At 67.9% G+C, this 24245-nt stretch carries 27 protein-coding genes; 14 read left to right on the top strand and 13 right to left on the bottom strand.

All coding sequences use genetic code 11. From position 1 onward, the window contains the following. Positions 1 to 81: 81 nt before the first annotated feature. The 8 genes from ACEQX1_RS18565 to ACEQX1_RS18530 form a co-directional block, all read right to left on the bottom strand. On the bottom strand, positions 82 to 441 hold the full coding sequence (locus ACEQX1_RS18565) for a DUF2934 domain-containing protein (protein WP_370196035.1): 360 nt from the start codon (positions 439 to 441) through the stop codon (positions 82 to 84). A 280-nt stretch (positions 442 to 721) separates the two neighbouring features. Beyond that, complete coding sequence (gene gph / locus ACEQX1_RS18560; RefSeq protein ID WP_370196034.1) at positions 722 to 1408, bottom strand: phosphoglycolate phosphatase; 687 nt, start codon at positions 1406 to 1408, stop codon at positions 722 to 724. Then, positions 1408 to 1965 (bottom strand): thioredoxin family protein, encoded by a 558-nt coding sequence (locus tag ACEQX1_RS18555; RefSeq protein ID WP_370197331.1) that lies wholly within the window; start codon positions 1963 to 1965, stop codon positions 1408 to 1410. Before ACEQX1_RS18555 ends, gph begins: the two co-directional genes overlap by 1 nt. An 83-nt stretch (positions 1966 to 2048) precedes the next feature. Next, on the bottom strand, positions 2049 to 2834 hold the full coding sequence (locus ACEQX1_RS18550; protein ID WP_370196031.1) for an SDR family NAD(P)-dependent oxidoreductase: 786 nt from the start codon (positions 2832 to 2834) through the stop codon (positions 2049 to 2051). After that, complete coding sequence (locus ACEQX1_RS18545; RefSeq protein ID WP_370196030.1) at positions 2834 to 3880, bottom strand: phosphotransferase; 1047 nt, start codon at positions 3878 to 3880, stop codon at positions 2834 to 2836. The genes ACEQX1_RS18550 and ACEQX1_RS18545 overlap by 1 nt, the downstream gene beginning before the upstream one ends. Positions 3881 to 3890: 10 nt before the next feature. Continuing rightward, on the bottom strand, positions 3891 to 5093 hold the full coding sequence (locus ACEQX1_RS18540) for an acetyl-CoA C-acyltransferase (protein WP_228239461.1): 1203 nt from the start codon (positions 5091 to 5093) through the stop codon (positions 3891 to 3893). Between the two features lie 50 nt (positions 5094 to 5143). Further along, the gene (locus tag ACEQX1_RS18535) at positions 5144 to 5599 is read right to left on the bottom strand and encodes a MaoC family dehydratase (RefSeq protein ID WP_370196083.1); all 456 of its coding nucleotides are present in this window, start codon (positions 5597 to 5599) and stop codon (positions 5144 to 5146) included. Positions 5600 to 5655: 56 nt separating this feature from the next. Next, positions 5656 to 6474, bottom strand: a complete 819-nt coding sequence (locus ACEQX1_RS18530) for an SDR family oxidoreductase (protein WP_230786623.1) — start codon at positions 6472 to 6474, stop codon at positions 5656 to 5658. A gap of 118 nt (positions 6475 to 6592) precedes the next feature. Between ACEQX1_RS18530 and ACEQX1_RS18525 the strand changes: the two genes are divergently transcribed. From ACEQX1_RS18525 to ACEQX1_RS18480, 10 genes are all read left to right on the top strand, one after another. Continuing rightward, positions 6593 to 7348: a TetR/AcrR family transcriptional regulator gene (locus ACEQX1_RS18525; protein ID WP_370196029.1), complete on the top strand. Its 756-nt coding sequence runs from the start codon at positions 6593 to 6595 to the stop codon at positions 7346 to 7348. Between the two features lie 17 nt (positions 7349 to 7365). Beyond that, positions 7366 to 8595, top strand: a complete 1230-nt coding sequence (locus ACEQX1_RS18520; protein ID WP_277021833.1) for an acyl-CoA dehydrogenase family protein — start codon at positions 7366 to 7368, stop codon at positions 8593 to 8595. A 92-nt stretch (positions 8596 to 8687) separates the two neighbouring features. Further along, entirely contained in the window at positions 8688 to 8951 is a 264-nt protein-coding gene (locus ACEQX1_RS18515; protein ID WP_370196027.1) for a BrnT family toxin, read from the top strand. After that, positions 8938 to 9153 carry a type II toxin-antitoxin system BrnA family antitoxin gene (gene brnA, locus ACEQX1_RS18510; RefSeq protein WP_024349613.1) on the top strand — a complete coding sequence of 72 codons (216 nt, stop codon included), beginning with the start codon at positions 8938 to 8940 and terminating at the stop codon, positions 9151 to 9153. The genes ACEQX1_RS18515 and brnA overlap by 14 nt, the downstream gene beginning before the upstream one ends. An 81-nt stretch (positions 9154 to 9234) precedes the next feature. Beyond that, positions 9235 to 10203, top strand: coding sequence for an NADPH:quinone oxidoreductase family protein (locus ACEQX1_RS18505; RefSeq protein WP_370196025.1), 969 nt, complete (start codon positions 9235 to 9237; stop codon positions 10201 to 10203). Between the two features lie 78 nt (positions 10204 to 10281). Then, entirely contained in the window at positions 10282 to 11328 is a 1047-nt protein-coding gene (locus ACEQX1_RS18500; protein ID WP_370196024.1) for an alcohol dehydrogenase catalytic domain-containing protein, read from the top strand. Positions 11329 to 11484: 156 nt separating this feature from the next. Then, positions 11485 to 13260 (top strand): N-acetylglutaminylglutamine amidotransferase, encoded by a 1776-nt coding sequence (locus tag ACEQX1_RS18495; RefSeq protein WP_370196023.1) that lies wholly within the window; start codon positions 11485 to 11487, stop codon positions 13258 to 13260. Between the two features lie 7 nt (positions 13261 to 13267). After that, entirely contained in the window at positions 13268 to 15079 is a 1812-nt protein-coding gene (gene ngg / locus ACEQX1_RS18490; protein ID WP_024349609.1) for an N-acetylglutaminylglutamine synthetase, read from the top strand. Then, entirely contained in the window at positions 15079 to 16233 is a 1155-nt protein-coding gene (locus tag ACEQX1_RS18485) for an osmoprotectant NAGGN system M42 family peptidase (protein ID WP_024349608.1), read from the top strand. The genes ngg and ACEQX1_RS18485 overlap by 1 nt, the downstream gene beginning before the upstream one ends. A gap of 103 nt (positions 16234 to 16336) precedes the next feature. Next, entirely contained in the window at positions 16337 to 16771 is a 435-nt protein-coding gene (locus ACEQX1_RS18480; protein WP_370197328.1) for a hypothetical protein, read from the top strand. A gap of 21 nt (positions 16772 to 16792) precedes the next feature. Here the strand turns inward: ACEQX1_RS18480 and ACEQX1_RS18475 are convergent, their stop codons facing one another. The 3 genes from ACEQX1_RS18475 to ACEQX1_RS18465 all read right to left on the bottom strand — a co-directional run bounded on the left by ACEQX1_RS18475 (position 16793) and on the right by ACEQX1_RS18465 (position 19599). Continuing rightward, positions 16793 to 17653 (bottom strand): polysaccharide deacetylase family protein, encoded by an 861-nt coding sequence (locus ACEQX1_RS18475; RefSeq protein WP_188076092.1) that lies wholly within the window; start codon positions 17651 to 17653, stop codon positions 16793 to 16795. Between the two features lie 94 nt (positions 17654 to 17747). After that, complete coding sequence (gene fdhD, locus ACEQX1_RS18470; protein ID WP_370196013.1) at positions 17748 to 18608, bottom strand: formate dehydrogenase accessory sulfurtransferase FdhD; 861 nt, start codon at positions 18606 to 18608, stop codon at positions 17748 to 17750. Between the two features lie 106 nt (positions 18609 to 18714). After that, a complete protein-coding gene (locus ACEQX1_RS18465; RefSeq protein WP_370196011.1) occupies positions 18715 to 19599 on the bottom strand; it encodes a LysR family transcriptional regulator in 885 nt (294 codons plus the stop codon). A 108-nt stretch (positions 19600 to 19707) separates the two neighbouring features. On the opposite strand from ACEQX1_RS18465, the gene queF reads away from it, so the two are divergent. From queF to ACEQX1_RS18445, 4 genes are all read left to right on the top strand, one after another. Beyond that, positions 19708 to 20169 carry a preQ(1) synthase gene (gene queF, locus ACEQX1_RS18460; RefSeq protein WP_024349603.1) on the top strand — a complete coding sequence of 154 codons (462 nt, stop codon included), beginning with the start codon at positions 19708 to 19710 and terminating at the stop codon, positions 20167 to 20169. A 165-nt stretch (positions 20170 to 20334) separates the two neighbouring features. Continuing rightward, positions 20335 to 21462, top strand: coding sequence for a 3,4-dihydroxy-2-butanone-4-phosphate synthase (ribB, locus tag ACEQX1_RS18455; protein WP_230786540.1), 1128 nt, complete (start codon positions 20335 to 20337; stop codon positions 21460 to 21462). Between the two features lie 300 nt (positions 21463 to 21762). After that, positions 21763 to 22068, top strand: coding sequence for a hypothetical protein (locus ACEQX1_RS18450; RefSeq protein WP_187389853.1), 306 nt, complete (start codon positions 21763 to 21765; stop codon positions 22066 to 22068). 72 nt (positions 22069 to 22140) lie between these two features. Next, entirely contained in the window at positions 22141 to 22560 is a 420-nt protein-coding gene (locus ACEQX1_RS18445) for a hypothetical protein (RefSeq protein WP_370196010.1), read from the top strand. Here ACEQX1_RS18445 and ACEQX1_RS18440 read toward each other — a convergent pair. Both ACEQX1_RS18440 and pcaQ read right to left on the bottom strand, forming a co-directional pair. Further along, the gene (locus ACEQX1_RS18440) at positions 22541 to 23155 is read right to left on the bottom strand and encodes a hypothetical protein (RefSeq protein WP_370196009.1); all 615 of its coding nucleotides are present in this window, start codon (positions 23153 to 23155) and stop codon (positions 22541 to 22543) included. The genes ACEQX1_RS18445 and ACEQX1_RS18440 overlap by 20 nt on opposite strands. 117 nt (positions 23156 to 23272) lie before the next feature. After that, entirely contained in the window at positions 23273 to 24196 is a 924-nt protein-coding gene (gene pcaQ / locus ACEQX1_RS18435; protein WP_370197325.1) for a pca operon transcription factor PcaQ, read from the bottom strand. Positions 24197 to 24245 lie beyond the last annotated feature (49 nt).

The raw sequence follows: 24245 nt of genomic DNA, 5'->3' as shown, positions 1-24245 counted from the left end.
CCGCGCTCATGTCATGGCTTCCCGGAAAGACCGCCACAGGCCTTTTCAAGTTCAACGCAGGTCATCACCCGCGCGGGACGATCACCCCCGCGCACCACCGCCGGCCGGCCGACCCTCGACCACCGGCACCGGGGACGGCTGGGCGCGGCGCGACCAGCTGCGGGGCTTGGGATTGGCCATCCGCTGGCCGAACAATTCGGTGGAGAAGGGTTCCGGCGTCCACAGCGCACGGCGCAGGGCTTCGGCTTCGGCGCGCTCGGCCTCGATGCGGTTCCAGCGCGGTTCGTCCGCCGGTTCCGCCGCCGTCACCGGGTTGCGCGCGGCCATGATCCGGTTGGCCTCGGCCCAGTGCTCATGCTCGCGGCCGGTCGGGCGACCCTCGCGTTCCCAGATTTCGTAGGCCAGCCTGCGCACGGCCTCCGCGTCGTCGATCCTGACCATGTCTCGTCTCCAAACACTTTGAAACGGAACTAGGATTCGCATTCAGCGAAGCAGGAGACTGCGACGGGGAAATGACGTTAGCCGCGCATTCATCCGACCTGCGACGCGGAACCTGCAACATCTGTCGAGATGTCCCGGCGCCGCCGGACCACACAAGGTTCGACGCGCGGTCACCGATACGCTTGATATAGGGCCGCAAATGTCGCCGGGAAGCCTGGCCGCGCAGGATCCCGGCGCAGCCAGGCGCGCATCGTCCACCCCGTTTCTCGGGAGACCGGCGTCAGGCCGAGGCTGGCCGCAGGGTCGAGACGGCAGCGCCGAGCCCGTCGAGGCGATCGAGGACCGCATCCGCGCCGAGGTCGTCGGCGGCGATGCTCGTATAGCCGCCCCGCAGCGCCACGACGGCCATGCCGGCAGCCTTGGCGGCGGCCACGTCGTTCTCGCTGTCGCCGACGAAGACGACCTGATCGACCGCAAGGCCCAGACGCTCGCAGGCGAGGAGCAGAAGGCCCGGCTCGGGCTTCTTCGCCGGGCCGGCATCGCCGCCGACCACCACCTGCATCAGTTCCGACAGGCCGAAATGGCTGAGGATCTCGCGCGTTGCGGCCTCGGGCTTGTTGGTGACGACGCCGATCGGGGTGCCGGCATCGACCAGCGCACGGGTCGCCTCGCTGGCGCCGGCGGTGAGCGTCGTCAGTTCGGTGGCGCGGGGCTCGTAGATCGCCAGGAAGCGCGCGACCACGCGGTCGCGCTCGGCCGGGTCGATGCTCTTGCCGAGCGCTTCCCAGGCCCGTTCGATGAGCACCGGCACGCCGCGGCCGACCATGCGGGTCACCGCCTCCAGCGTGAAGGGCGGCTCGCCATAGCTTGCCAGCGTCTCGTTCAGCGCGGCGTGGATGTCGGGGGCGGAATCGACGAGGGTGCCGTCGAGATCGAAGAGGACCGCCTGCGGCCAGCTGCCGGCCATCAGGCGGTTTCCTTCCATTTGATCGAACAGCCGATGGAGGGGATTTGCTCCGCCGGCCCCTTGCCGGTCTCGGCGACCTGGCGCATGGCGTCGAAGAGGTCGCGCGTCGTGCCCTCGGGCGCGACGACCTTGCGGGAGGCATCGATGCGGCCGCGATATTGCAGGCCGAGATCGCCGTTGAAGCCGAAGAAATCCGGCGTGCAGACCGCGCCATAGGCCCGGGCGACGCTCTGGTCCTCGTCGTAGAGATACGGGAACGGGAATGCGTGCTGACGCGCGAAATCCTGCATCCGCTCGAAGGAATCCTCCGGGAAGCGCTCGGCGTCGTTGGAGGAGATCGCCACCGTGCCGATGCCCAGCTCCGCCAGTTCGGCCGCGTCGCGGACCAGCCGCTCGATCATCGCCTTCACATAGGGGCAGTGATTGCAGATGAAGGCGACCAGCAGGCCGTTCTCGCGCTTGTGGTCGAAGATGCGGTGCGGCTTGCCGTCGACGCCGATGAGCTCGGCATCGATCGCCTTCCAGCCGAAGTCGCAGATCGGTGGCTGTGCGGCCATGGTTCGTCCTTCTCGCTTCGGGCGCCCGCCCGAGACCTAGGGGAAACGCGCCGGAAAATCGAGCCAGACGGCCGGCCCGCGGCTCAGATCGCGGTCAGGCCGCCATCGACGGGGATGGCCGTGCCGGTCATGAAACCGTTGGCCGGGTCGGCCGCAAACAGGACCGCCGTCACCACCTCGTCGATCTCCGCGAGACGGCGCATCGGAATGCCGCGGACGATCTTCTGCTCGGCCTCGCTCGCCTCCGTGGCCCCGGCCAGCGAGCCGGGCGCGCCCAGCACCATGGCGGTGCGGGCAAAGGACGGGCAGACGGCGTTGATGCGCAGGCCGCGCCGGGCGTTCTCGGCGGCGGCGGATTTGGTCAGGCCGATCACCCCGTGCTTGGCGGCGGCATAGACCGACAGAAGCGGCGCCCCGCCGAGCCCTGCGACCGAGGCGACATTGACGATCGCCGTCTTGGTGCCGTCGCGGGCAAAGCGCGCATTCATCGCCGCGATCTGGTGCTTCATGGCGAAGAACACGCCCATCAGGTCGACGGCAATCACCCGCTCGGCCTCTTCGGCACCGATCTCCTGCAGGCGCTTGTAGTCATGGGCGATGCCGGCATTGTTGATGGCGATGTCGAGGCCGCCGAAGCGCTCGGTCGCCAGATCCACCAGCGCGGAGGCGGTTGTCTCGCGCGAGACGTCGCCGGACAGCGTCACGATGTCCGTGCCGGTGAGTTCGGCGGCAAGGGCCTCCAGCGAGCCTTCGTCCCGGTCGGTGAGGACCAGCTTGGCCCCTTCGGCGGCGAGCGCCGTGGCAATCGCCCGGCCGAAACCGCCGGCCGCCCCCGAAACGAGAACCGCCCTGCCCGCAAAGCGCGCCATCAGGCTTCCTTCTCGATCAGGTCGACGGCGAGCTGCGCCAGGACCGGCACGTTGCGGCCATAGACCTTGGCCTTCTCCGGATTGGAGGCGTTGCCCTGGGTGTAGCGCTTGAAGACGCCCTGCAGGATCGCCGCGAGCCGGAAGAAGGAGAAGGCGACATAGAAGGGCCAGTGGTCGATGCCGTCGATGCCGCGCCGCTCGCAATAGCGCGCCACATACTGCTCCTCGGTGGGAATACCGAGGGCCGCCCGGTCGAGATCGCCCAGCCCCTTGAAGGAGCCGGCATTGGGCAGGCGCCACTGCATGCACTGGTAGGAGAGATCGGCCAGCGGATGGCCGAGCGTCGACAATTCCCAGTCGAGAACCGCCAGGATCGTCGGCTCCTTCTTGGCGAAGATCATGTTGTCGAGGCGGAAATCGCCATGGACGAGGCCGGAGGCGCCGTCATCGGGCGGCAGGTTCTTCTCCAGCCAGGCGATCAGCTCGTCCATCGCCGGGATCGGATCGATCTTCGACTGCCGGTACTGCTCGGTCCAGCGCGAGAGCTGGCGCTCGAAATAGCTTCCCGGCCGGCCGAAATCGGCGAGACCCACCGAATCCACATCCACCGAATGCAGCGCCGCCAGCGCGGCGTTCATGGCGTCGTAGATCGCCCCGCGTTCCTCGGTTGTGGCGATTTCCGGCAGGGCCGGGTCCCAGAAGATGCGGCCGTCGCAATGCTCCATGACGAAGAAGGTCCGGCCGACGGGCGACTGGCTCTCCGTCGCCAGATGCAGCATGCGCGGCACCGGCACGTCGCTGCCGGCGAGCGCCTGCATGACGCGGAACTCGCGGTCCACCTGATGGGCGGATTTCAGCAATTCGCCCGGCGGCTTGGCGCGAAGGACATAGGTGCCGCTCTCGGCATCGAGCCGCCAGGTGGGGTTCGACTGCCCCGCCTGGAACTTGACCATCCGTTCGAGCCCGTGGAACCCCTCCACATGCTCTTCCAGATATTGGCCGAGCGCCGCTTCGTCGATCGTCCGGTCGTCGCCGTCAGTCGTCATCGTGCGCCTTTCACAGGACCTCGAAGAGGCCGGCCGCGCCCATGCCGCCGCCCACACACATGGTGACGACGACCCAGCGCACGCCGCGCCGCTTCCCCTCGATGAGCGCGTGGCCGGCCATGCGGGCGCCGGACATGCCGTAGGGATGGCCGATCGAGATCGCGCCGCCATCGACATTGAGGATCTCGCCGGAAATGCCGAGCCTGTCGCGGCAATAGATCGCCTGGGAGGCAAAGGCCTCGTTCAGCTCCCACAGGCCGATATCGCCGATCTTCAGGCCGTTCTTTTCCAAGAGCTTGGGCACCGCGAAGACCGGGCCGATGCCCATCTCGTCGGGGTCGCAGCCGGCCACCGCGATGCCGGCATAGCGGCCCAGCGGCTGCAGGCCGCGGCGCTCGGCGTCGCGCGCTTCCATCAGCACCGCGGCGGAGGCGCCATCGGAGAGCTGCGAGGCGTTGCCGGCGGTGATGAAGCGCCCTTCGGCGACCTCCTGGCCGTCCTTGAAGACCGGGTTCAGCTTCTGAAGATCGGCGAGCGTCGTCTGCGGCCGGTTGCCCTCGTCGCGGTCGATAGTGACCTCGCGGTCGGAGATCTCGCCGGTCTCGCGATCCTTGACCTTCATGGTCACGGTCATCGGCACGATCTCGTTGTCGTAGCGGCCGGCCTGTTGGGCTGCGGCCGTGCGCTGCTGCGACTGCAGCGCGAAGGCGTCCTGGTCCTCGCGCGAGATGCCATAGCGGTCGGCGACGATCTCGGCGGTCTCCAGCATCGACATGTAGAGGTCGGGCCGGTGCTGGCGCAGCCAGGGATCGGCGGCGCGGAACATGTTCATCTTGTCGTTCTGGACCAGCGACACCGATTCAAGCCCGCCGCCGACCGCCACGGTCATGTTGTCCTGGACGATCTGCTTGGCGGCGATGGCGATGCCCATCAGGCCGGAGGCGCATTGCCGGTCGACCGACATGCCGGCGACCTGCGTCGGCAGGCCGGCGCGCAGCGCGCACTGGCGGGCGATGTTGGTGCCGGTGGAGCCCTGCTGCAGGGCCGCGCCCATCACCACGTCCTCGATCTCGGCCGGATCGACGCCGGCGCGCTCGACCGCGTGGCGGATGGCGTGCCCGCCCAGCGCCTGGGCCTGGGTGTCGTTGAAGGCGCCGCGATAGGCCTTGCCGATCGGCGTGCGGGCCGTCGAGACGATGACCGCTTCTCTCATGGGTTAGGTGTTCCCTCGGTTGGTGCGCGCGTGTGGCGGTGTGCGTCGGCTCAGTCGGTCGGCGGTTCCAGCACCGCAAGCGTGATCCATTGCGCGGTCAGGGCCGGCTTGGTGGCGCCCTCGATCTCGATCGCGGCGTCCCAGGTGGTCTGCAGGCTGACCGCGCGCTCGGCGAGCGCGACCATCTTGAAGACGCCGCGCACCCGCGCCCCGGCCTTGACCGGATTGAGGAAGCGCACGCGATCGAAGCCGTAATTGATGCCCATCCGGGTGGTCTTCACGCCGGGCAGCGCGTCATAGGCGAGCGGCGACAGCAGCGAGATGGTCAGGAAGCCATGGGCGATGGTGCCGCCGAAGGGCGTCTCGGCCTTCGCCCGCTCCGGGTCCACATGGATGAACTGGTAGTCGCGCGTCGCGGCCGCGAAGCCGTCGATCATCGTCTGGTCGACGGTCATCCAGTCGGAGGTGAGCGGCGCGCCATCGAGATGGGCGCGATAGGCCTCCATCGAGACCAGGCGGGCCTTCAGGGCCGCCTCGGTCGCGGCGACCGAATCCAGTTCCATCAGTGCTCCTCGAACAGTTCGTGACCGGTCTCGACCCCGATGCCGCCGTCCAGCGGCAGGATCGCACCCGTGGTATATGCGCCGCCGCGTCCGCAAAGGAACAGGGCCGCCCCGGCAATATCGTCGGGCGCGCCGATCCGGCCCATGGGAACGCCGCGCCCGACCGCGGCGGCCTTTTCGTCCGTGCCCGTCGCGAAGGCCGTCATCTTCGACTGGAAGGGACCCGGCGCAAAGGCGTTGACGGTGATGTGGCGCGCGGCGAATTCCTTGGCGAGGCAGCGCGTCAGATGATGCACGGCCGCCTTGGAGGCCGCATAGGAATAGACATTCTCGGCCAAGGGCGCGGCGCCCATCACCGAGCCGAGATTGACGATCCGGGCCGGGTCCTCGGCGCTGGCGGCCTTTTCCAGCAGCGGCAGCAGCCGCTGGGTCACGGTGAAGAGGCCGGCGACATTGACCCCCATGACCTTCGCCCAGGCGCTGTAGGGAAACTCTTCCAGCGGCGCGCCCCAGGAGACGCCGGCATTGTTGAACAGGATGTCGAGCCGGTCGGTGCGGGCCTGCACCGCTTCGGCCAGCGCCGCGACACCGGCCTCGCTGGACACGTCGCCGGCAAAGCCCTCGACCGTGCCCGGATGACCCTCGGCATTGATCTCGGCCGCCGTCGCCTCGCAGGCCTCGGCCTTGCGGGAGGCGATGAGAACCCGCGCGCCGCCGCCGGCGAGCGCCGTCGCGATCATCCGGCCGATGCCCGTCGCACCGCCGGTCACGAGGGCGGTCTTGCCCTCGACGGAAAACAGGCGTTCCAGCATCGGCATGGTCATCGGCGGTCCCTCCCGGTCTGCTTGCGGCGACGCCCGTCCGGTGACGGCGCGACGCGAAATCCTTCGTGCCGCAATTGACATCATACTCGCGAGTATGTCCAGTGGTGACAGGATGACGAGCGCGAGAACCACAGGCGATACTCAGGAGATCGGGGCCCGGCCGCGCCGGGCGGCGCCGTCGCGCTCGCGGCGCGACCGGGACTTCGTGGCAGCGCGCGGCGGTGATGGCGATCCGGACGGCGTGCGGGCGGCAATCCTGGCCGCCGCGGCCAAGGCCTTCGGCGAGAGCGGCTATGCGGCGGCGTCCATCGACGACGTCGCCCGCCGCATGGGCGCGACCAAGGGCATCGTCTATCATTACTACCGCTCGAAGAATGATCTGTTCTTCGACGTCTGCCAGCACGGCATGACGCTGGATTTCGCCGCCGTCACCCCGCATGCCCAGTCGCGCGACCGGGCGGTGACGCGGCTGCGGGCCATGGCCGAGGCGCACATCATGACGATGATGCACGAGGTGCACTTCCAGCTGGTGATCCTGCAGGGCGTCTCGCGGCATCTCAACAATCCGACGACGCCGGAAGACAAGGCGTCGCTCGACACGCTGATCGCCGAGCGGGACCGCTACGAGGCGCTGTTCCGCGGGGTGATCGCCGAGGCGCGGACCCAGGGCGACCTGCCGGCGACGAGCGACATCTCCCTGGCGGGCAAGACATTCCTGGCGGTGATCAACTCGCCGGTCTTCTGGTATCGGGAGCGGGACGGCGAGACGGCGGACGATCGCCGGACTATCGCCCGCGACCTGGCATTCTTTGCATTGCGCGGCGCCGGTGCCGACGACAGCATTCTTGAGGAGGAATTCGACCGATGAACGAACAGAACGGCGCGATGGCGCTGGGCATGACCGAGCGGCTGAAGCCGATCCACGCGGCGGTGCGCGACATGGTCCGCAACGAGATCACGCCGGCCGGCGAGGAATTCCTGGCCGAGGTGCCGAAGGAAGGCCGCTGGGTCTACACCGCGCGCCAGAAGGAAATCCTCGAAGGGCTGAAGGCGACGGCCAAGAGCCGCAAACTGTGGAATTTCTGGCTGACCGATTCCGAGCGCGGCTACGGCCTCTCCACCGTCGAATATGCCTATCTCGCCGAGGAGATGGGCAAGACGCATCTGGGCGCCGAGACCTTCAACTGCTCGGCTCCCGACACCGGCAACATGGAAGTCTTCGAGCGCTATTGCACGCCCGAGCAGCAGGCGCCGTGGCTGCCCCGCCTGCTCGATGGCGAGATCCGCTCGGCCTATCTGATGACCGAGCCGGATGTCGCCTCCTCCGACGCAACCAACGTGTCGATGCCCTGCGTCGCCGACGGCGACGACTACGTGCTGAACGGCGAGAAATGGTGGTCGTCCGGCGCCGGCGATCCGCGCTGCGAGATCTACATCGTCATGGTCAAGACCGGCGGCGATGACCTGCCCAAGCACAAGCGCCATTCGATGATCCTGGTGCCGGCCGACACGCCGGGCATCGAGATCCTGCGCGCCATGACCGTCTATGGCGACGACGACGCGCCCCACGGCCACATGCATATCCGCTTCACCGACGTGCGGGTGCCGAAATCGGCAATGATCCTGGAGGAAGGCCGCGGCTTCGAAGTGGCCCAGGGCCGGCTCGGACCCGGCCGCATCCACCATTGCATGCGCGCCATCGGCCATGCCGAGGCGGCGCTGGAGATGATGTGCGCCCGCTCGCTGCGCCGCGAGGCCTTCGGCAAGCCGCTGGCCCAGCTCGGCGCCAATTACGACATCATCGCCAAGTGCCGCATGGATATCGAGATGGCCCGCCTGCTCTGCCTGAAGGCGGCCTGGATGATGGACCAGGGCGACCAGCGGGCCGCCGCGCCCTGGATCAGCCAGATCAAGGTCGTCGCCCCCAACGTCGCCCTGTCGGTGATCGACGAGGCGGTACAGATGTTCGGCGGCGAAGGCATTTCCCAGGACACGCCGCTGGCCCGCATGTGGACCCATGTCCGCACCCTGCGGCTTGCCGACGGCCCCGACGCCGTGCACCGCCGTCAGGTGGCGCGCTGGGAACTGGCCAAGCACACCCAGCAGAAGGTCTGACGCCGGACTTGCGAGACCGGGGCGGTCAGGCCGCCTCGGTGAGCATGGTGGAAAGGTATGGAAACTGCGCCGTTTCCATACCAATATGACCCATGCAGTTCGAGTACGATCCGAACAAGAGCACGGCGAACAAGGCCAAGCACGGTATCGACTTCGAGGAGGCCCAGCGCATCTGGAACGATCCGTGGATGATCGAGGCGCCGGCCCGCACCGACGACGAACCCCGCTTCCTGGCGATCGGCCGGATCGGCGAGAAACACTGGGCGGCCATCTATGCCGTTCGCGCCGGCAGGGTCCGGCTGATTTCCGTGCGGCGGGCCAGACAACAGGAGGTCGCATTCTATGAAAGCGCATGATCTCGATGCGGCATTCGACGCCGGCGAGGATGTGAGCGACCAGATCGACTGGTCGAAGGCCCGGCGGCCCAATGTCGAAACCCGGCGCGTCAATGTCGACTTCCCCGCCTGGGTCGTGACGGGTCTGGACCAGCAAGCACGGCGCCTCGGCGTGACCCGCCAGGCGCTGATCAAGCTGTGGATCGCCGAACGCCTGTCCTGAAACCTGGCCGGCCCCGTCTGCGCAGCCTCCGCGCAACCGCGATGCCGTGACGGCGTCGGCCGCAAGCCCTTAGGAACTTCCATGAAAGCCATCGTCTGCGAAGACTACGGTCCGATCGAGAACCTCGCCTACAAGGATGTCGATGAACCGTGGCCCTCGGGCCGCGAGGTCGTCATCGAGGCCGAGGTGGTCGGCGTGAACTATCCGGACGGCCTGCTCGTCCAGGGGCTGTATCAGGCCAAGCCCGATCTGCCCTTCGTTCCGGGCATGGAAAGCGCCGGTAGGGTCGTCGCGGTCGGCCCCGAGGTGAGCCGGCTCAAGATCGGCGACCGGGTCGTCGCCTCGATGCGGCTCGGCGCCTTTGCCGAGAAGGTCGCGGTGGACGAGGCCGCGGCCATGCCCCTGCCCGACGGCTTCGATGCCGGCATCGCCTGCGCCCTCGTCTGCGGCTACGGCACCGCCCATCATGCGCTGAAGCAGCGCGCCGACCTCAAGCCCGGCGAGACGCTGCTCGTCCTCGGCGCAGCCGGCGCCACCGGGCTTGCCGCCATCCAGATCGGCAAGACCATGGGCGCGCGGGTGATCGCCGTCGCCTCGTCGGCCGAAAAGCAGGCGCTGGCCAAGGCCGAGGGCGCCGACGAGGCGATCGGCTACGACGATCTGCGCGGCGACATCAAGCGGCTGACCGACGGCGCCGGCGTCGACGTCGCCTTCGACCCCGTCGGCGGCGAGGCCTTCGACGCGCTGGCTCGGTCGATGGCGTGGAACGGCCGCCTCCTGGTCATCGGCTTTGCCTCGGGCACCATCCCGAAGCTGCCGGTCAATCTTGCCCTGGTGAAGGGCTACAGCCTCGTCGGCGTGTTCTGGGGCGCCTTCACCCGCAAGGAGCCAGAAGTCTTCGCCGAGAACATGCGCGAGCTGATGGGCTGGGCCGTCGACGGCAGCGTCCGCCCGCACGTTTCGGAGCGGGCGAAGCTCGCCGATGCCGCCGATGTCCTGCGCCGCATGCACGACCGCCAGACCACCGGCAAGATCGTCCTCGTTCCGTAAGATGCAGCCTCCGCCGGGCCGAAACCGACGGCCCGGTCACGCGTTCGCACACAAGACATCCCGTTTCCGGAGACATCCATGTCCGCCATTCCCGATACGATGCAGGCGCTCGTCCTCAAATATGACGGCTATTCCGGCACCGCCGAAGGCCCGACCATCGCGGATCTGAAGGACTGGGTCTCGCTGGAGGAGATCGCCGTGCCGAAGCCGGAAGGCCGGCAGGTGCTGGTCCGCATCGGCCTTGCCAACATCAACCCGTCCGATCTCCACTACATCAAGGGCGAGTACGGACAGCCGCGGCGCAAGGGCGTCGCCGCCGGCTTCGAGGCGATGGGCGAGGTCGTGGCGGCCGGCGAAGACCCGGCGGCGGCCAAGCTGGTCGGCCAGCGCGTCGCCGTCTCGGTGGCGCGCACCGGGACCGGCGCCTGGGCGCAATATGCCCTCACCGATGCCGGTGCGGTCGTCCCGCTGGCCCCGCAGATGCGCGACGAGGATGCGGCGGCGCTGATCGTCAATCCGCTCAGCGCCTGGGCCATGGTGCATCTGGCCAAGGAGCACGGCGCGAATTCCTTCGTGATGACCGCCGGCGCCAGCCAGCTCTGCAAGCTGATGGCCTCGCTCGCCCGTGACATGGGCATGCACGCCATCGCGGTCGTGCGCCGCGAGGAGCATCGCAGCACGCTCGAAGGCCTCGGCGCGGGCACGGTGCTGAACACCGCCCGGGAGGATTTCGAAGAGATGCTCCTGCAGGCGATGAAGCAGAACCAGCCGAAGATGCTGCTCGACGCCGTGGCGGACAATCATTCGGCGACGATCTTCTCGGCCATGCCGGCCGGGTCGCACTGGGTGATCTACGGCAAGCTCTCGCAGGAGGCGCCCCGCCTGCCGGCACTCGGCCAGATGGTGTTCATGAAGAAGGTCATCGAGGGCTTCTGGCTGACCGAATGGCTCGGCCGCGCGACGCCCGAGCAGCGCGTCGAAGCCTTCACCGAAGTACAGAAACGCTTCATCAGCGGCGCCTGGAAGACCGATGTCGCCGAGACGATCCCGCTCGCCGAGGCGCCGGACCGGCTCGCCGGGGCTCTCGAGGGCATGAACCGCGGCAAGGTCTTCCTGCGGCCCTGAGGGCGGCCTGCCGCGGCGCGACCTCGCTGCACCGCGGCAAAATCTCGGCCGCTTCGGTTCATGTCCGGCCGGCGCGGCCTATATGCCCGTTTCACCCGAGCGCCCGGCCGCATCGCAGGCGGGCGCCACGACGACGAGACAGGCTCTGGAGGCGACATGTGCGGAATTTGCGGTGAGATCCGGTTTGACGGAAATTCGGCGTCGCCGGAACGCATTTCCAGAATGTCCGCCTGCCTCGAGCGCCGCGGCCCGGACGGCTCCGGTCAGGTGGTGCGCGGCCGGGTCGGTCTCGGCCATCGCCGGCTGAAGATCATCGATCTGAGCGAGAAGGCCGAGCAGCCGATGGTCGATCCCGATCTCGGCCTGACCATCGCCTTCAACGGCTGCATCTACAATTACCCGGAACTGCGCCAGGAGCTGGAGGGCAAGGGCTACCGCTTCTTCTCCCACGGCGATACCGAGGTGATCCTGAAGGCGTACCACGCCTGGGGCCGCGACTGCGTCAAGCGCTTCCACGGCATGTTCGCCTTCGTCCTGCACGAGCGGGAGACCGGCCGGGTGCTGCTCGCCCGCGACCGCTTCGGCATCAAGCCGCTCTATCTGTCGCAGAATGACAAGCGCCTCTATGTCGGCTCGTCGCTGCAGGCGATCCTGCGCACCGGTGACGTCGACACCTCGATCGACCGCGAGGCGCTGCACCACTACATGACGTTCCACGCGGTGGTGCCGCCGCCGCTGACCATCGTGAAGGGCGTGCGCAAGCTGCAGCCGGCGACGACGCGGCTGATCGAGGCCGACGGCAGCTACAGCGACGAGATGTTCTGGGCGCCGAACTTCGCTCCGCTGCCGGGCGACGAGAAGCTGTCCTCCAACGACTGGCGCGACCTCGTCATGGAGTCGCTGAAGACCGCCGTCGCGCGCCGCATGGTCGCCGACGTGCCGGTCGGCGTGCTGCTGTCGGGCGGCGTCGATTCCTCGCTCATCGTCGGACTTCTCGCCGAGGCCGGCCAGAAGGACCTCAACACCTTCTCGATCGGCTTCGAGGACGCCAATGGCGAGGTCGGCAACGAGTTCGAGTTCTCCGACCTGATCGCCAATCACTACGGCACCGAGCACCACAAGATCTTCGTGCCGGGCTCGGAGCTGATGGAGCATCTGCCGGGCACCATCGCCGCCATGTCGGAGCCGATGGTCTCCTACGACAATGTCGGCTTCTATCTTCTGTCGCGCGAGGTCTCCAAGCACATCAAGGTGGTCCAGTCGGGCCAGGGCGCCGACGAGATCTTCGGCGGCTATCACTGGTACCCGCCGATGGTCGGCGCCAACGATCCGCTGGCCGCCTACAGCCGCGCCTTCTTCGACCGCTCCGACGAGACGCTGCGCCGGCAGATCTCGCCGGAATGGCATGCCGACAGCGATGTCAGCCGCGAATTCGTCGAGCGCCATTTCGCCATGGCCGGCGCCACCAACCCGGTCGACAAGGCACTGCGGGTCGACGCCCACATCATGCTGGTGGACGATCCGGTCAAGCGCGTCGACAACATGACCATGGCCTGGGGCCTGGAGGCGCGGGTGCCGTTCCTCGACCACGAGCTGGTCGAGCTGGCCGCGCGCGTGCCGGCCGAGGAAAAGCTCAAGCAGGAGGGCAAGGGCGTTCTCAAGGAGGTCGCCCGGCAGGTCGTCCCGTCCGAGGTGATCGACCGCAAGAAGGGCTATTTCCCGGTCCCGCAGCTCAAATACATTTCCGGCCCCTATCTCGACATGGTGCAGGACACGCTGCGCTCAGACAGCGCCCGTTCGCGCGGCCTGTTCCGCGACGACTATCTCGACACGCTGTTCGCCAATCCGGCGGACCACATCACGCCGCTGCGCGGCTCGGAACTCTGGCAGGTCGCGCTTCTGGAAATGTGGCTTCAGCAGCAGGAGCTGTGATCGCGCCATGGCCGACATGAGAGACAAGCAGCAGCACGGGGTCGACAAGCACCGCCTGCGGCGGATGCATCGCGACGGCATGAAACCGCCGATCAACCAGCCGGGCGGTGCCGCCTACCAGGCGCAGGAAAACGCCATTCTCGATTGCGGCTGGGGCCGGCTGGTCTTCGGCCAGACCTTCGACGACCCGAAAGAACTGGTCAGCAGCCTGCGCGAGGAAGGCACGGCGCGGCGCGACATTGCCTTCTATGTGCGCGATCCGCATGTCCTGCTCAGCCACGCGCCGCAGGAGATCTTTCTCGACCCGTCCCACACCTACCGGCTGGACCTCGCCACCTATCGTAGCGATCCGCGCCGGCCGCGCGGCTATTTCATCCGCCGCATGTCGTCGGAACAGGATGCCAACGAGGTCAACCGCATCTACCAGAGCCGCGGCATGGTGCAGGTGCATCCCGGCTTCTTCTGGTCGAACCGCGACAACCGGGCGCTGACCTATTTCGTCGCCGAGGACGAGACCACCGGCGCGATCATCGGCACCGTCACCGGCGTCCACAATCGCCGCGCGTTCAACGACCCGGAGAACGGCTCCTCGCTCTGGTGCCTGGCCGTCGATCCGCAGGCCACCCAGCCCGGCATCGGCGAAGCGCTGGTGCGGCGCCTCGCCGAGCATTTCCAGGCGCGCGAATGCGCCTTCATGGATCTGTCGGTGATGCACGACAACGACAAGGCGATCGCCCTCTACGACAAGCTCGGCTTCTACCGGGTCCCGTATTTCGCCGTGAAGCGCAAGAACGAGATCAACGAGAAGCTGTTCACCGGCACCGACGACGATTACGACCATCTCAATCCCTACGCCCGGATCATCGTCGACGAGGCCCGGCGGCGCGGCATCCATGCCGAGGTCACCGACGCGCCGGGCGGCTTCTTCCGCCTGACCCAGGGCGGTCGCACGATCCATTGCCGCGAGAGCCTGTCGGAGCTCACCTCCGCCATCGCCATGTCGATCTGCGACGACAAGTCGGTCACCCGGCGCACCGTCGAGGCGGCCGGCGTCAAGGTGCCCGAACAGATGGACGCGGATGTCGGCGACGAGGCCATCGCCGCCTTCATCGAGACCCATAGCAGCATCGTGGTGAAGCCGGCGCGCGGCGAACAGGGCCGTGGCATCGCCGTCGGCATCGACAATCTGGAGGACGCGAAGACCGCCATCGCCGCGGCCCGCCAGCAATCCGACCGGGTGCTCCTGGAAGCGTGCTTCAACGGCGAGGATCTGCGGCTCATCGTCATCGACTACCGGCTGGTGGCCGCCGCGCTGCGCCGCCCGCCGCACATCACCGGCGACGGCCGCTCCAGCGTGCGCGAGCTGATCGAGCATCTGTCGCGTCGCCGCGCCGCCGCCACCGGCGGCGAAAGCCGCATTCCCGACGACGCCGAGACGGCGCGCTGCGTGAAGAATGCCGGCTACGACATGGATTCCGTCCTGCCCAAGGGCGAATGGATCGCGGTCCGCAAGACGGCCAATCTGCACACCGGCGGGACCATCCACGACGTCACCGGCGAGGTCCATCCGACGCTGGTCCAGGCGGCCATCGCGGCGGCCCGCGCGATCGAGATCCCGGTGACCGGCATCGACCTGATGGTCAAGGATCCGCGCCGTCCCGACTACGTCTTCATCGAGGCCAACGAGCGGCCGGGTCTGGCCAATCACGAGCCGCAGCCGACGGCCGAGCGTTTCATCGACCTCTTGTTTCCCCTGTCGATACCGTTTTCAGTGCGCGCAGCCAGGAATCAGCAGCAGAAATCACGGAAGGACGAATAGTGCCGCGGCTTGCCATCGATGCCCAGTATCTGACGGACCAGCTCAAGGCGCTGCTCACCATCCCCAGTCCGACCGGTTACACGGACACCATCGTGCGCCATGTCGCCAAGGAGCTGGAGCGCCTCGGCCTGACCGCCGAACTGACCCGCCGCGGCGCCATCTCGGCCGTCCGCCAGGGCTCGCGCCGAGCCTCGGCCCGCGCCATCGTCAGCCATCTCGACACGCTCGGCGCGCAGGTGAAGCAGCTCAAGGACAATGGCCGGCTGGAACTGGTGCCGATCGGCATGTGGTCGGCGCGCTTTGCCGAAGGCGCCCGCGCGACGCTGTTCACCGAGGCCGGCACCTATCGCGGCACCATCCTGCCGCTGAAGGCCTCGGGCCATACCTACAACATGGAAATCGACACCATGCCGGTGGGCTGGGACTATGTCGAAATGCGCGTCGACGCCCTGTCGCGCAATCGCGAGGAGCTCGACAAGCTGAAGATCGAGATCGGCGACACGGTCGCCATCGATCCGCAGCCCGAATTCATGGAGAACGGCTTCATCGTCTCGCGCCATCTCGACAACAAGGCCGGCGTCGCGGTGATGCTGGCGGCGATCGAGGCGATGGAGCGCGAGGGCGTCTCGACGCCGGTGGACATCCACTGGCTGTTCACCATCGCCGAGGAGGTCGGCGTCGGCGCCGCCTCGATCCTGACCCCCGACGTCGCCTCGATGATCGCCGTCGACAACGGCACCTCGGCGCCCGGCCAGAACTCGTCGGAATTCGGCGTGACCATCGGCATGTCCGACCAGTCCGGCCCGTTCGACTTCCATCTGACCAAGAAGCTGGTGCGGCTCTGCATCGACGAGGACATCAGCTACCAGAAGGACATCTTCAAGTTCTACCGCTCGGATTCGGCCTCGGCGATCGAGGCCGGCCACGACGTGCGCACCGCCCTCATCACCTTCGGCGTCGATGCCTCGCATGGCTACGAGCGCATCCACATGCACGCCCTGCGCTCGCTGTCGGAGCTGATCACCGCCTATGCCACCTCGCCGGTGGAGATCGAGCGCGACCGCAACCAGCATGCCGGCATCAAGGGCTTCACCCGCCAGCCGGCGATCGAGGCGGAACAGGAACTGGCCGAGGATTCCGAACCGGCGGAATGACCCGGGCGGACAGTCCGGGCGACCGTCGAATCCCCTCCCCTTGCCCCCTCGGGCGGGCTAGGATGACCCTGCCGGCATAGGGTCGGCATGACGGGGAAACAGCGTGACGGCGCAGGCATCGATGGCGGTCGCGATGGAATGGCGGGACGCGTGGATCGCCATCGCGACACGCCAGCCGGTCATCGCCGCCGCGGGACTGGCGCTGGCGCTCCTGTCGCTGATCCTGACGCGCAGCGTCGTCATCTTCCTGGCGGCGGTGTTCCTCGCCCTGATCGCCGTCCTCGCCACCGCGCCGGTGGACGATCCGCTGCAGCGCCAGGTCCTCGCCTATGGATGTCTCGCCGTGATCCTCGCGGTCTCGCTGGTTGCCATGGCCCTGCGCGTGCGGCTGCGCGACACGCGGGACCGCTTGCGCCAGTTGCAGGCCCGCGAGGCCGAACTCCAGGGGCTCTATGACAGCGAGGTGCGGTGGCGCCAGGCCGGCGGCGATCGGCGCGAGACGCTCACCCCGGTGCCGAGCGAGACATTCGGGGCCTGAGCCCCGGCGCCTTGCCGCCCGTCAGAAGCTCGCGTCGGACAGGAGCATCGGTCCCGACGGCCGGCCCGCCGGCACCAGCCGCACCACCTTGAAGCCGCGCGCCTGCAGCGCCTGCAGGAAGTCCGGCAGCATCGCCGCCGTGCGCGACTGAATGTCGTGGAACAGCACGATGCCGCGGCCGTGCTTTTCCAGCGACAGCAGGGTGCGGTCGCGCACGATCGACGGCGCGTCGCGGAAATAGTCCTTGGAGTCGATGTCGACGTCGATCGCCACGACGCCCTCGCCCGACAGGCGCTCGCGCAGCGGCCGCGTGTCGGCCAGATAGGGAAAGCGGAAGAACGGCGCCGGACGCCGGCCGATCGGTGCCAGCGCCGCCGAAACGCTGCGCTGGCCGCGATGGATCTCGGCAATGGCCGCGTCGGCGCTGAGGGTGCGCAGATTGGCGTGGCCCTCGGTGTGGGTGCCGATGGTATGGCCGTGCAGCGCCACGTCCTGGGCGATCTTCGGATAGGCGCGGGCCATCTGGCCGACCATCAGGAAGGTCGCGCCGACGCCGTATTCGTCGAGCGCGCGCAGGATCTTGTGGGTCTTCCCCGGAATCGGACCGTCATCGAAGGTGAGCACCACCTCCTTGGGTTGCAGCACGATGTCGGAGATGTGGCTGACTTCCAGCGTGCGACCGTTCAACGGCGAGGATGAGACCGGCGCGAAGGACTGGAACAGCGGGAAGGCGCCGTCTGAAGCATCGGGCGCGAAACCGAGCGCGGCGACCGAAGTCGTGGCGGTCGGGCCCTTCATCGCAAGGCTTCTCGCCTCGTTATGGCCGCAGCCGGCAATGAGGGCGAGCGCCAGAATGGCGGCCCCGGCACGAAACAGTTTCATGACAGCGATCCGGAGAGTTTCGACGCTCCGGTTGTATCGCGTCATGGTTAACGCCCGGTTGCGCACCTCCCCCGTTTCGATCCACCGGGCAGCGTCAGGCGCTCCGGGGCCGGACCTCGCCACTTGCGCGACGATCAGTCGAAGCCGCGTCGGCGCCCGCGATGCGCGCGGGATGGGTGAAGATCTCGAAATTTCCGCCGCGCACCACCGCCACCAGCGTGATGCCGGCGGCCTGCGCCTCCGCAATGGCGAGTTCGGTGGGCGCCGAGATCGCGGCGATCAGGCCGCAACCCATCACCGCCGCCTTCTGGATCAGCTCCACCGAGACCCGGCTGGTGATGGTCAGGAAGCCGGTCGCGGGATCAATGCCGGCCCCGGCCAGATGCCCGGCCACCTTGTCCAGCGCATTGTGCCGGCCGACATCCTCGCGCAGCACCAGCATCTGGCCGCCCGGCCGGTGAAACGCCGCCGCGTGGACGGCGCGCGTCAGCCGCGTCAGCTCCTGCTGCCGCGCCATGTTGGCCACGGCATCGGTCAGTTCGGCGGGCGCGACGGAGAATTCTGGCGCTTCGACGGTCGGCAGGTCGCGGCCGGCGAGCTCCAGCGATTCCACGCCGCAGAGACCGCAGCCCACCGGCCCGGTCATCTGGCGCCGGCGGGCGGTGTAGGTCGCGGCGCGGGCCTCGCTCAGCCACAGCCGGCAGTCGATGCCGAGGTCGCTGTCGACGATCTCCATCCGCTCGATCTCGTCGGGACGGGTGACGATGCGCTCGTTCAACGCCAGGCCGATGCCGAGGTCCCGGATATGGGAGGGCGTCGCCATCATCACCGCATGGGTCGAGCCGTTGACCGAGATGGCGATGGCGGTCTCCGCCGGCACCTGGCGCGTCACCGATGCGAAGGCGCCGTCCCGAAAGACGATGCTCTGCGTGCCCGTCGACGGGTTGCGGGTCATGCCAGGTCCTTCTCGCGGCAGGCGGCGCGGATCGTCGTCCACGCCGGTCCCCTGCCAAGTGGAGCAGACCGGCGTCGCCGCAAGCGCCCTCGTCGCAGCGACGTCTTCAGGCCGCGTCCGGCAGCGCGCTTTCCTCCCAAAAGGCTGTCAGGATCGGCGGGCGCGGATCGCGCCGGGCCGTGACCAGCCCGATGCGGTAGCTGACGTCGCCATCGGTGATGGGGATCGCCACCATCGGTTCGGCGAGGCCCAGCGTGTCGGCAAAGGGACAGGGCATGATCGTCGCCAGGTCCGCCTCCCGCACCTGCGCCAGCAGCGCGATCATCGAGTTCGATTCCATCACCGCCCGGAACGTCCGCCCTTCGGCCCCCAGATGCCGGTTGAGGATCTGCCGGTTCTGCATGTCGCCCGACAGGAGGCAGAGCGGGATCGAGGCCGCCTCCTCCCAGGTGACGCTCGCCTTGTCGGCCAGGCGGCTGCCGCGGGTCGTCACCAGGCAGTAGCGCTCGGCATAGAGCGGCCGTGTATCCAGCCGGCGCAGGCGCTCGTCGTCGAGATAGGTCAGGGCAACGTCGATCTCGAAATTCTCGACGCCCTGCACGAGCTCGGTCGAGGTGTGGGACATGACCTCGAAGGACACATCGGCATGCCGCGCCAGGAAGGGCGTCGTCAGCCGCGCCACCACCGGCAGCGCCGTCGGCACCGCGCCGATCCGCAGATGGCCGGAAAGGCCGGACCGGACGGTGCGGATCTCCTCGCGCATGGTGCGCAGATCGTCGGTGATCCGCCGCGCCCAGATGAGGACGCGCTCGCCCTCCTCGGTCATGCCCTGGAACCGCGAGCCGCGATTGACCAGCGTCACCTCGAGCCGCTCCTCCAGCTGGCGGAGGCCCGCCGACAGCGTCGGCTGGGTGATGCCCAGCCGTTCGGCGGCGCGGCCAAAATGCTTCTCGCCGGCCAGCATGATGAGATATTCGAGCTTGTCGATCATCGCGGCACCCTATCAATCGCCGGCCCACGCTCCTACATGCAACGGCTTCGCGCCGCCGCTGTCCCCAGGAAGCGGCGCAGTCCTTCCGACGGCTTCACGGACGCTTCCATGGTTTCTCCCGACGATCTCTCCCAACTCGGCCGCGACGCCCGTCCCGCCGCCTCGCCCGAAGAGGCGGTGCTGGAAACGGTGCCCTATACGCGCGGCGACGGCGCCCCGGCCATCGTGCGCTTCACCTGCCCGGAATTCACCTCGCTCTGCCCGGTGACCGGCCAGCCCGACTTCGCCCATCTCGTCATCGACTACGCGCCGGACGAGCGGCTGGTGGAATCGAAGTCGCTGAAGCTGTTCCTGACCAGCTTCCGCAATCACGGCGCCTTCCACGAGGATTGCACGGTCTCGGTCGGCCGGCGCATCGTCGCCGCGACCAAGCCCCTGTGGCTGCGCATCGGCGGCTACTGGTATCCGCGCGGCGGCATCCCGATCGACGTGTTCTGGCAGACCGGTCCGGCGCCCGAGGGCGCCTGGGTCCCGGAGACCGGCGTGCCGCCCTATCGCGGTCGCGGCTGACCACTGCGTTCGGGGCGGCCGCATTGATCGCCGGCCGCCCCGCGCCTAAAGCATCGAGAAAGCAAGCGCGACGGCGCGGCGACGGCCCTTCCGGCTCGGCCGGCCGGGGTCGCGGAGACGAGGCGGCATGCCGGGGCGTATGACCTGCAATCGGAGCGGACGGACATGACGGACCAGGACACGCAGCTCGACAGCATCGAATCGGCCATCGCGGCCATCGCCGAGGGCGAACTCGTCGTCGTCGTCGACGACACCGACCGCGAGAACGAGGGCGACCTGATCATGGCCGCGTCGAAGGCGACGCCGGAAAAGATGGCCTTCATGATCCGCCACACCAGCGGCATCATCTGCGTGCCGATGACCGCCGACCGCGCCGACCGGCTGAACCTGCCGCCAATGGTCGCCAACAATCTCGACCCGATGCGCACCGCCTTCACCGTCTCCGTCGACTACAAGGTCGGCATGACCACCGGCATCTCCGCCGAGGAGCGCACCAACACGGTGCGGGCGCTGGCCAACGACAATTGCTCGGGCACCGACTTCCTGAAGCCGGGCCACATCTTTCCGCTGATCGCCCGCGACGGCGGCGTCCTCACCCGCTCCGGCCACACCGAGGCGGGCACCGATCTCGCCAAGCTGGCCGGGCTGGAGCCTGCCGGCGTCCTGGCCGAGATCGTCAATGACGACGGCACGGTGAAGCGGCTGCCTGAACTGCTGGTATTTGCCCGCGAGCACGGCCTGAAGATCATCTCCATCGAGGACCTGATCTCCCACCGCATCCGGCGCGAATCCTTCGTCACCTGCGTGCGCGAGGAGCCGATGAAGGTCGGCGGCGTGGATGCCATGCTGCGCATCTACGAGACGCCCTTCGACCAGATGCAGCACGTGGTGGCGGTGTTCGGCGACGTGCGCGACGGCGAGAAGGTGCCGACCCGCATCCACCGCGAACAGCCGGTGCTCGACCTGTTCGGCCGCACGCGGGAGACCAAGACCTGGGTGGAGATCGCCGTCGACCGGCTGAAGAGCCACGGCTCCGGCGTCCTGATGCTGCTGCGCACGCCCAATGTCGATGATTTCGAGACCGGCGAGACGGTTGCCGACCATGCCGATGGCGAACGCCACGGCAGTGCCCTGAAGCGCCAGCAGCGCTGGCGGGAGATCGGCGTCGGGGCGCAGATCCTGCGCGATCTCGGCGTGCGCTCGATCTCGGTCGTGGCGACGCATGAGCGCGCCTATGTCGGCCTCACCGGCTTCGGCATCGAGGTCGCCGGGACCATTCTCGTCGAGGACTGAGACCGGACGGCGTCACCCCGGCAGCACGCCGCGCATGGCGACTACCGCTCCGTCGCAAACCCGACGGCAACCACCGGGCATACCGCAGAGGAACATGCGGGGATTTCCTCTGCCTTATGAACAACATGGGTCAGATGCGCCGTCCGTCGCGCCATAACAGCACAGATTTTGTCTCAACTTGGCACAACTCGCGCGGTGAAGCAAAAACTTCCCCTAAGTCAGCATAATCCTGTTGATATTCGTCAGATATGATTCAATCCTCCCCTTGCGCTACATCAAAACAACGGAGGCGTTTTTTCCATGCGCAAGGTCCTGCTTAGCATTTCCGCTATCGCTGCGGTGCTCGCGTTTTCGGCGACCGCCGAAGCCAAAACATACAAGCGGCACATCGCCGAAAACAACGAGAAGGCATATTGCGTCGAGTACGTGCCTTCCACCTACATCTACAATACCCGTGGCAAGAAGGTCGTCGGCGAGAGCCGCTCCTGGGTCGGCGACTTCGTCGACGGCGCCACCATCGTCAAGCGCCGCAATCCGGCCGTGTACAAGACCACGCGGAAGCTCGTCGAGCAGGATCACTACACGCTCGTCGAAGGCGCCTGCTGACATCGCACGAAGGGGGAGCGAGCCGATGTGCCCGCTCCCCCTTCACCCTTGCCACAGAAGGAGCGGACGCCGATGACCGTCACCGCCAGCTTCACGGCAGCACTCGTCCTGGCCGCCGGCCTGACCATTCCCTTCGGGGAGAAATCTCCCCCCGCCACTACGCCCGCTCCGCTGCCGGAATACGGGCTCGCCTTCGAATTCGTCGAAGAGGAGCGTGGCTATACGCTGAACGCCCTCGTCCAGGATCGCGCCACCCGCAAGGTGGAGAGCACCACCATCAACCGGTGCGATGCGATCGACATCGAGTCCTTTTCCGAAGGCCTGTTCGGCAGCCCCGTGCGTTGCGACGGGGTGAATTACGTTTTCGAGACCGAGGGCACGGCGATCGTCGTCGAATCCTCCGACACCAAGCCGTCGCGACGGGTCAAGATCCTGCCCCCCGGCCACGCCATCCTGAACGGCATTCCGCTGCTCATGGAGACAGCGCGCTAGAGATCGGGAAGCTCATCCCGTCAAACGCGTCCGGTCGGCGATAGCGGATTTCGCCGTCGATCGTATAGGCCTGCGGCAGCCGGTTCTCCGGCGCGCCGACGGGCGGCGCCGTGCGCGTCGGCGTCACCATCAATCCGGCATCCCAGAAGCGTTCGAGATCGTCCGCCGTCACGCCGTCCTCGTCGTCGGCAAAGGCGATGGCGAGGCCTTGCGTCCCGGTGACCGTCTGCCGCCAGGGTGTCTGGCCTGCGGCCGGCAGCGGCCAGGCGGGCGCCACGGCGGCGTCGGTCGCGTCACCTGCTGGCATTTCCCAATCCGCGTCAGCACCGGCGGGCTCCCCGTCCGCATCCGCGTCGACGGCCGGCTCCCGGGGCACCAGGAATCCTTCATAGGACAGGGCCGCGATGACATAGGGCGGGACGTAATAGGCGGCGTTGGTCGGGGTGATCGGCCGCACGATGAGTTCCGGCCCGGTCTCGCAGGCCTCGGCGGTCGGGCCGCCGCCATTGTCGAGCGTCACATAGCAGCGCGAGGGGATGCTGGTGCATCCGCCGACGATGGCGAGCGTGAACAGGAGTGGCAGAGCTGGTCGCATCGGGTGTCCCTCGCTGCGACCTTCCACATTTATGGTTAGCGGGCCGTTAATGGCGGCTCGCGGCGCCTTGGAAACTGCGTCGGGCCGCCCGCGTGCGAGGCCGACCGTGCTGCCGCGTCAGCGGGCCAGCCCGTGCGCTTCCACCGTGGCGCGGATCGCGGCGATGAACAGCCGGAGTGCCGGTGACGGATCGCCCTCCCCGCGCATGGTCAGGCCGACCGGCCCCAGCGTCTCGGCCATGTCGACGGGCAGTTCCGCCAGCATGCCGTCGGCCACGTCCAGCGCCACCACACCCGACGAGATGAACCAGACCGCGTCGGTCTTGCGGACATAGGCGCGGCCGAAACTGTCGACGACGGTCTCGATGCGGTCGCGGCGGCGGGTCAGGCCATGGGCGATGAAGTAGCGCTCGGCGATCGTCCGGATGGCGGCATCCGCATCGGGAAAGATCAGCGGATAGGCGGCAATCAGGCCGGGATCGGCGGCGCTCAGCAGCGGATGGCCGGGGCGCACGACGAGACTGACCCGCTCGGAATAGAGCTGGGCGAAGCTGAAGCCGGCCATCGCGTCGGGCTGTCCGAGCCGGCCGATCACCAGGTCGAGGGCGCCGGACGCAAGCTGCGACAGGAGATAGGCATTGGGTCCGGAAACGATGGTCAGCCCCGCCTCTGGGGCGGTCCGCGCCATCTCGATTGCCGCGTCCGGCACGATCCGCGCGGCGACGCTCGGCAGCGCCCCGATGGTCAGGCGCAGCTGCGATGCGGCCAGCGTCTCGGCGACGCCCTCGATGCCCTGGCTGAGGGCGGCAAGGCTCGCCGAGGCATAGGAATGGAACATCCGCCCCACCGGCGTCAGCGTCGCCCCGCCGCGCCCGCGGCTGACGAGGCGCGCGCCCAGCATCTCCTCGAGTTCGGACAGGGTCTTGGAGACGGCGGGCTGCGACACGTTCAGCCGCACGGCAGCCTTGCCGAGACTGGCGGAGCGGGCTACCTCGATGAAGGTCTTCAGATGTCTCAGACGAACCCGTGGGTCGATTTCCATAATCTCACGGTTATGCGAACTGCGCTGGAATTCATTTTACATGAGTTTT

This window comes from Aurantimonas sp. (genome assembly GCF_964217435.1).
Lineage (GTDB): Bacteria > Pseudomonadota > Alphaproteobacteria > Rhizobiales > Rhizobiaceae > Aurantimonas > Aurantimonas coralicida.
The sequence above is the reverse complement of the archived record's forward strand: the minus strand, read 5'-3'. Positions and strand labels throughout refer to the sequence as shown.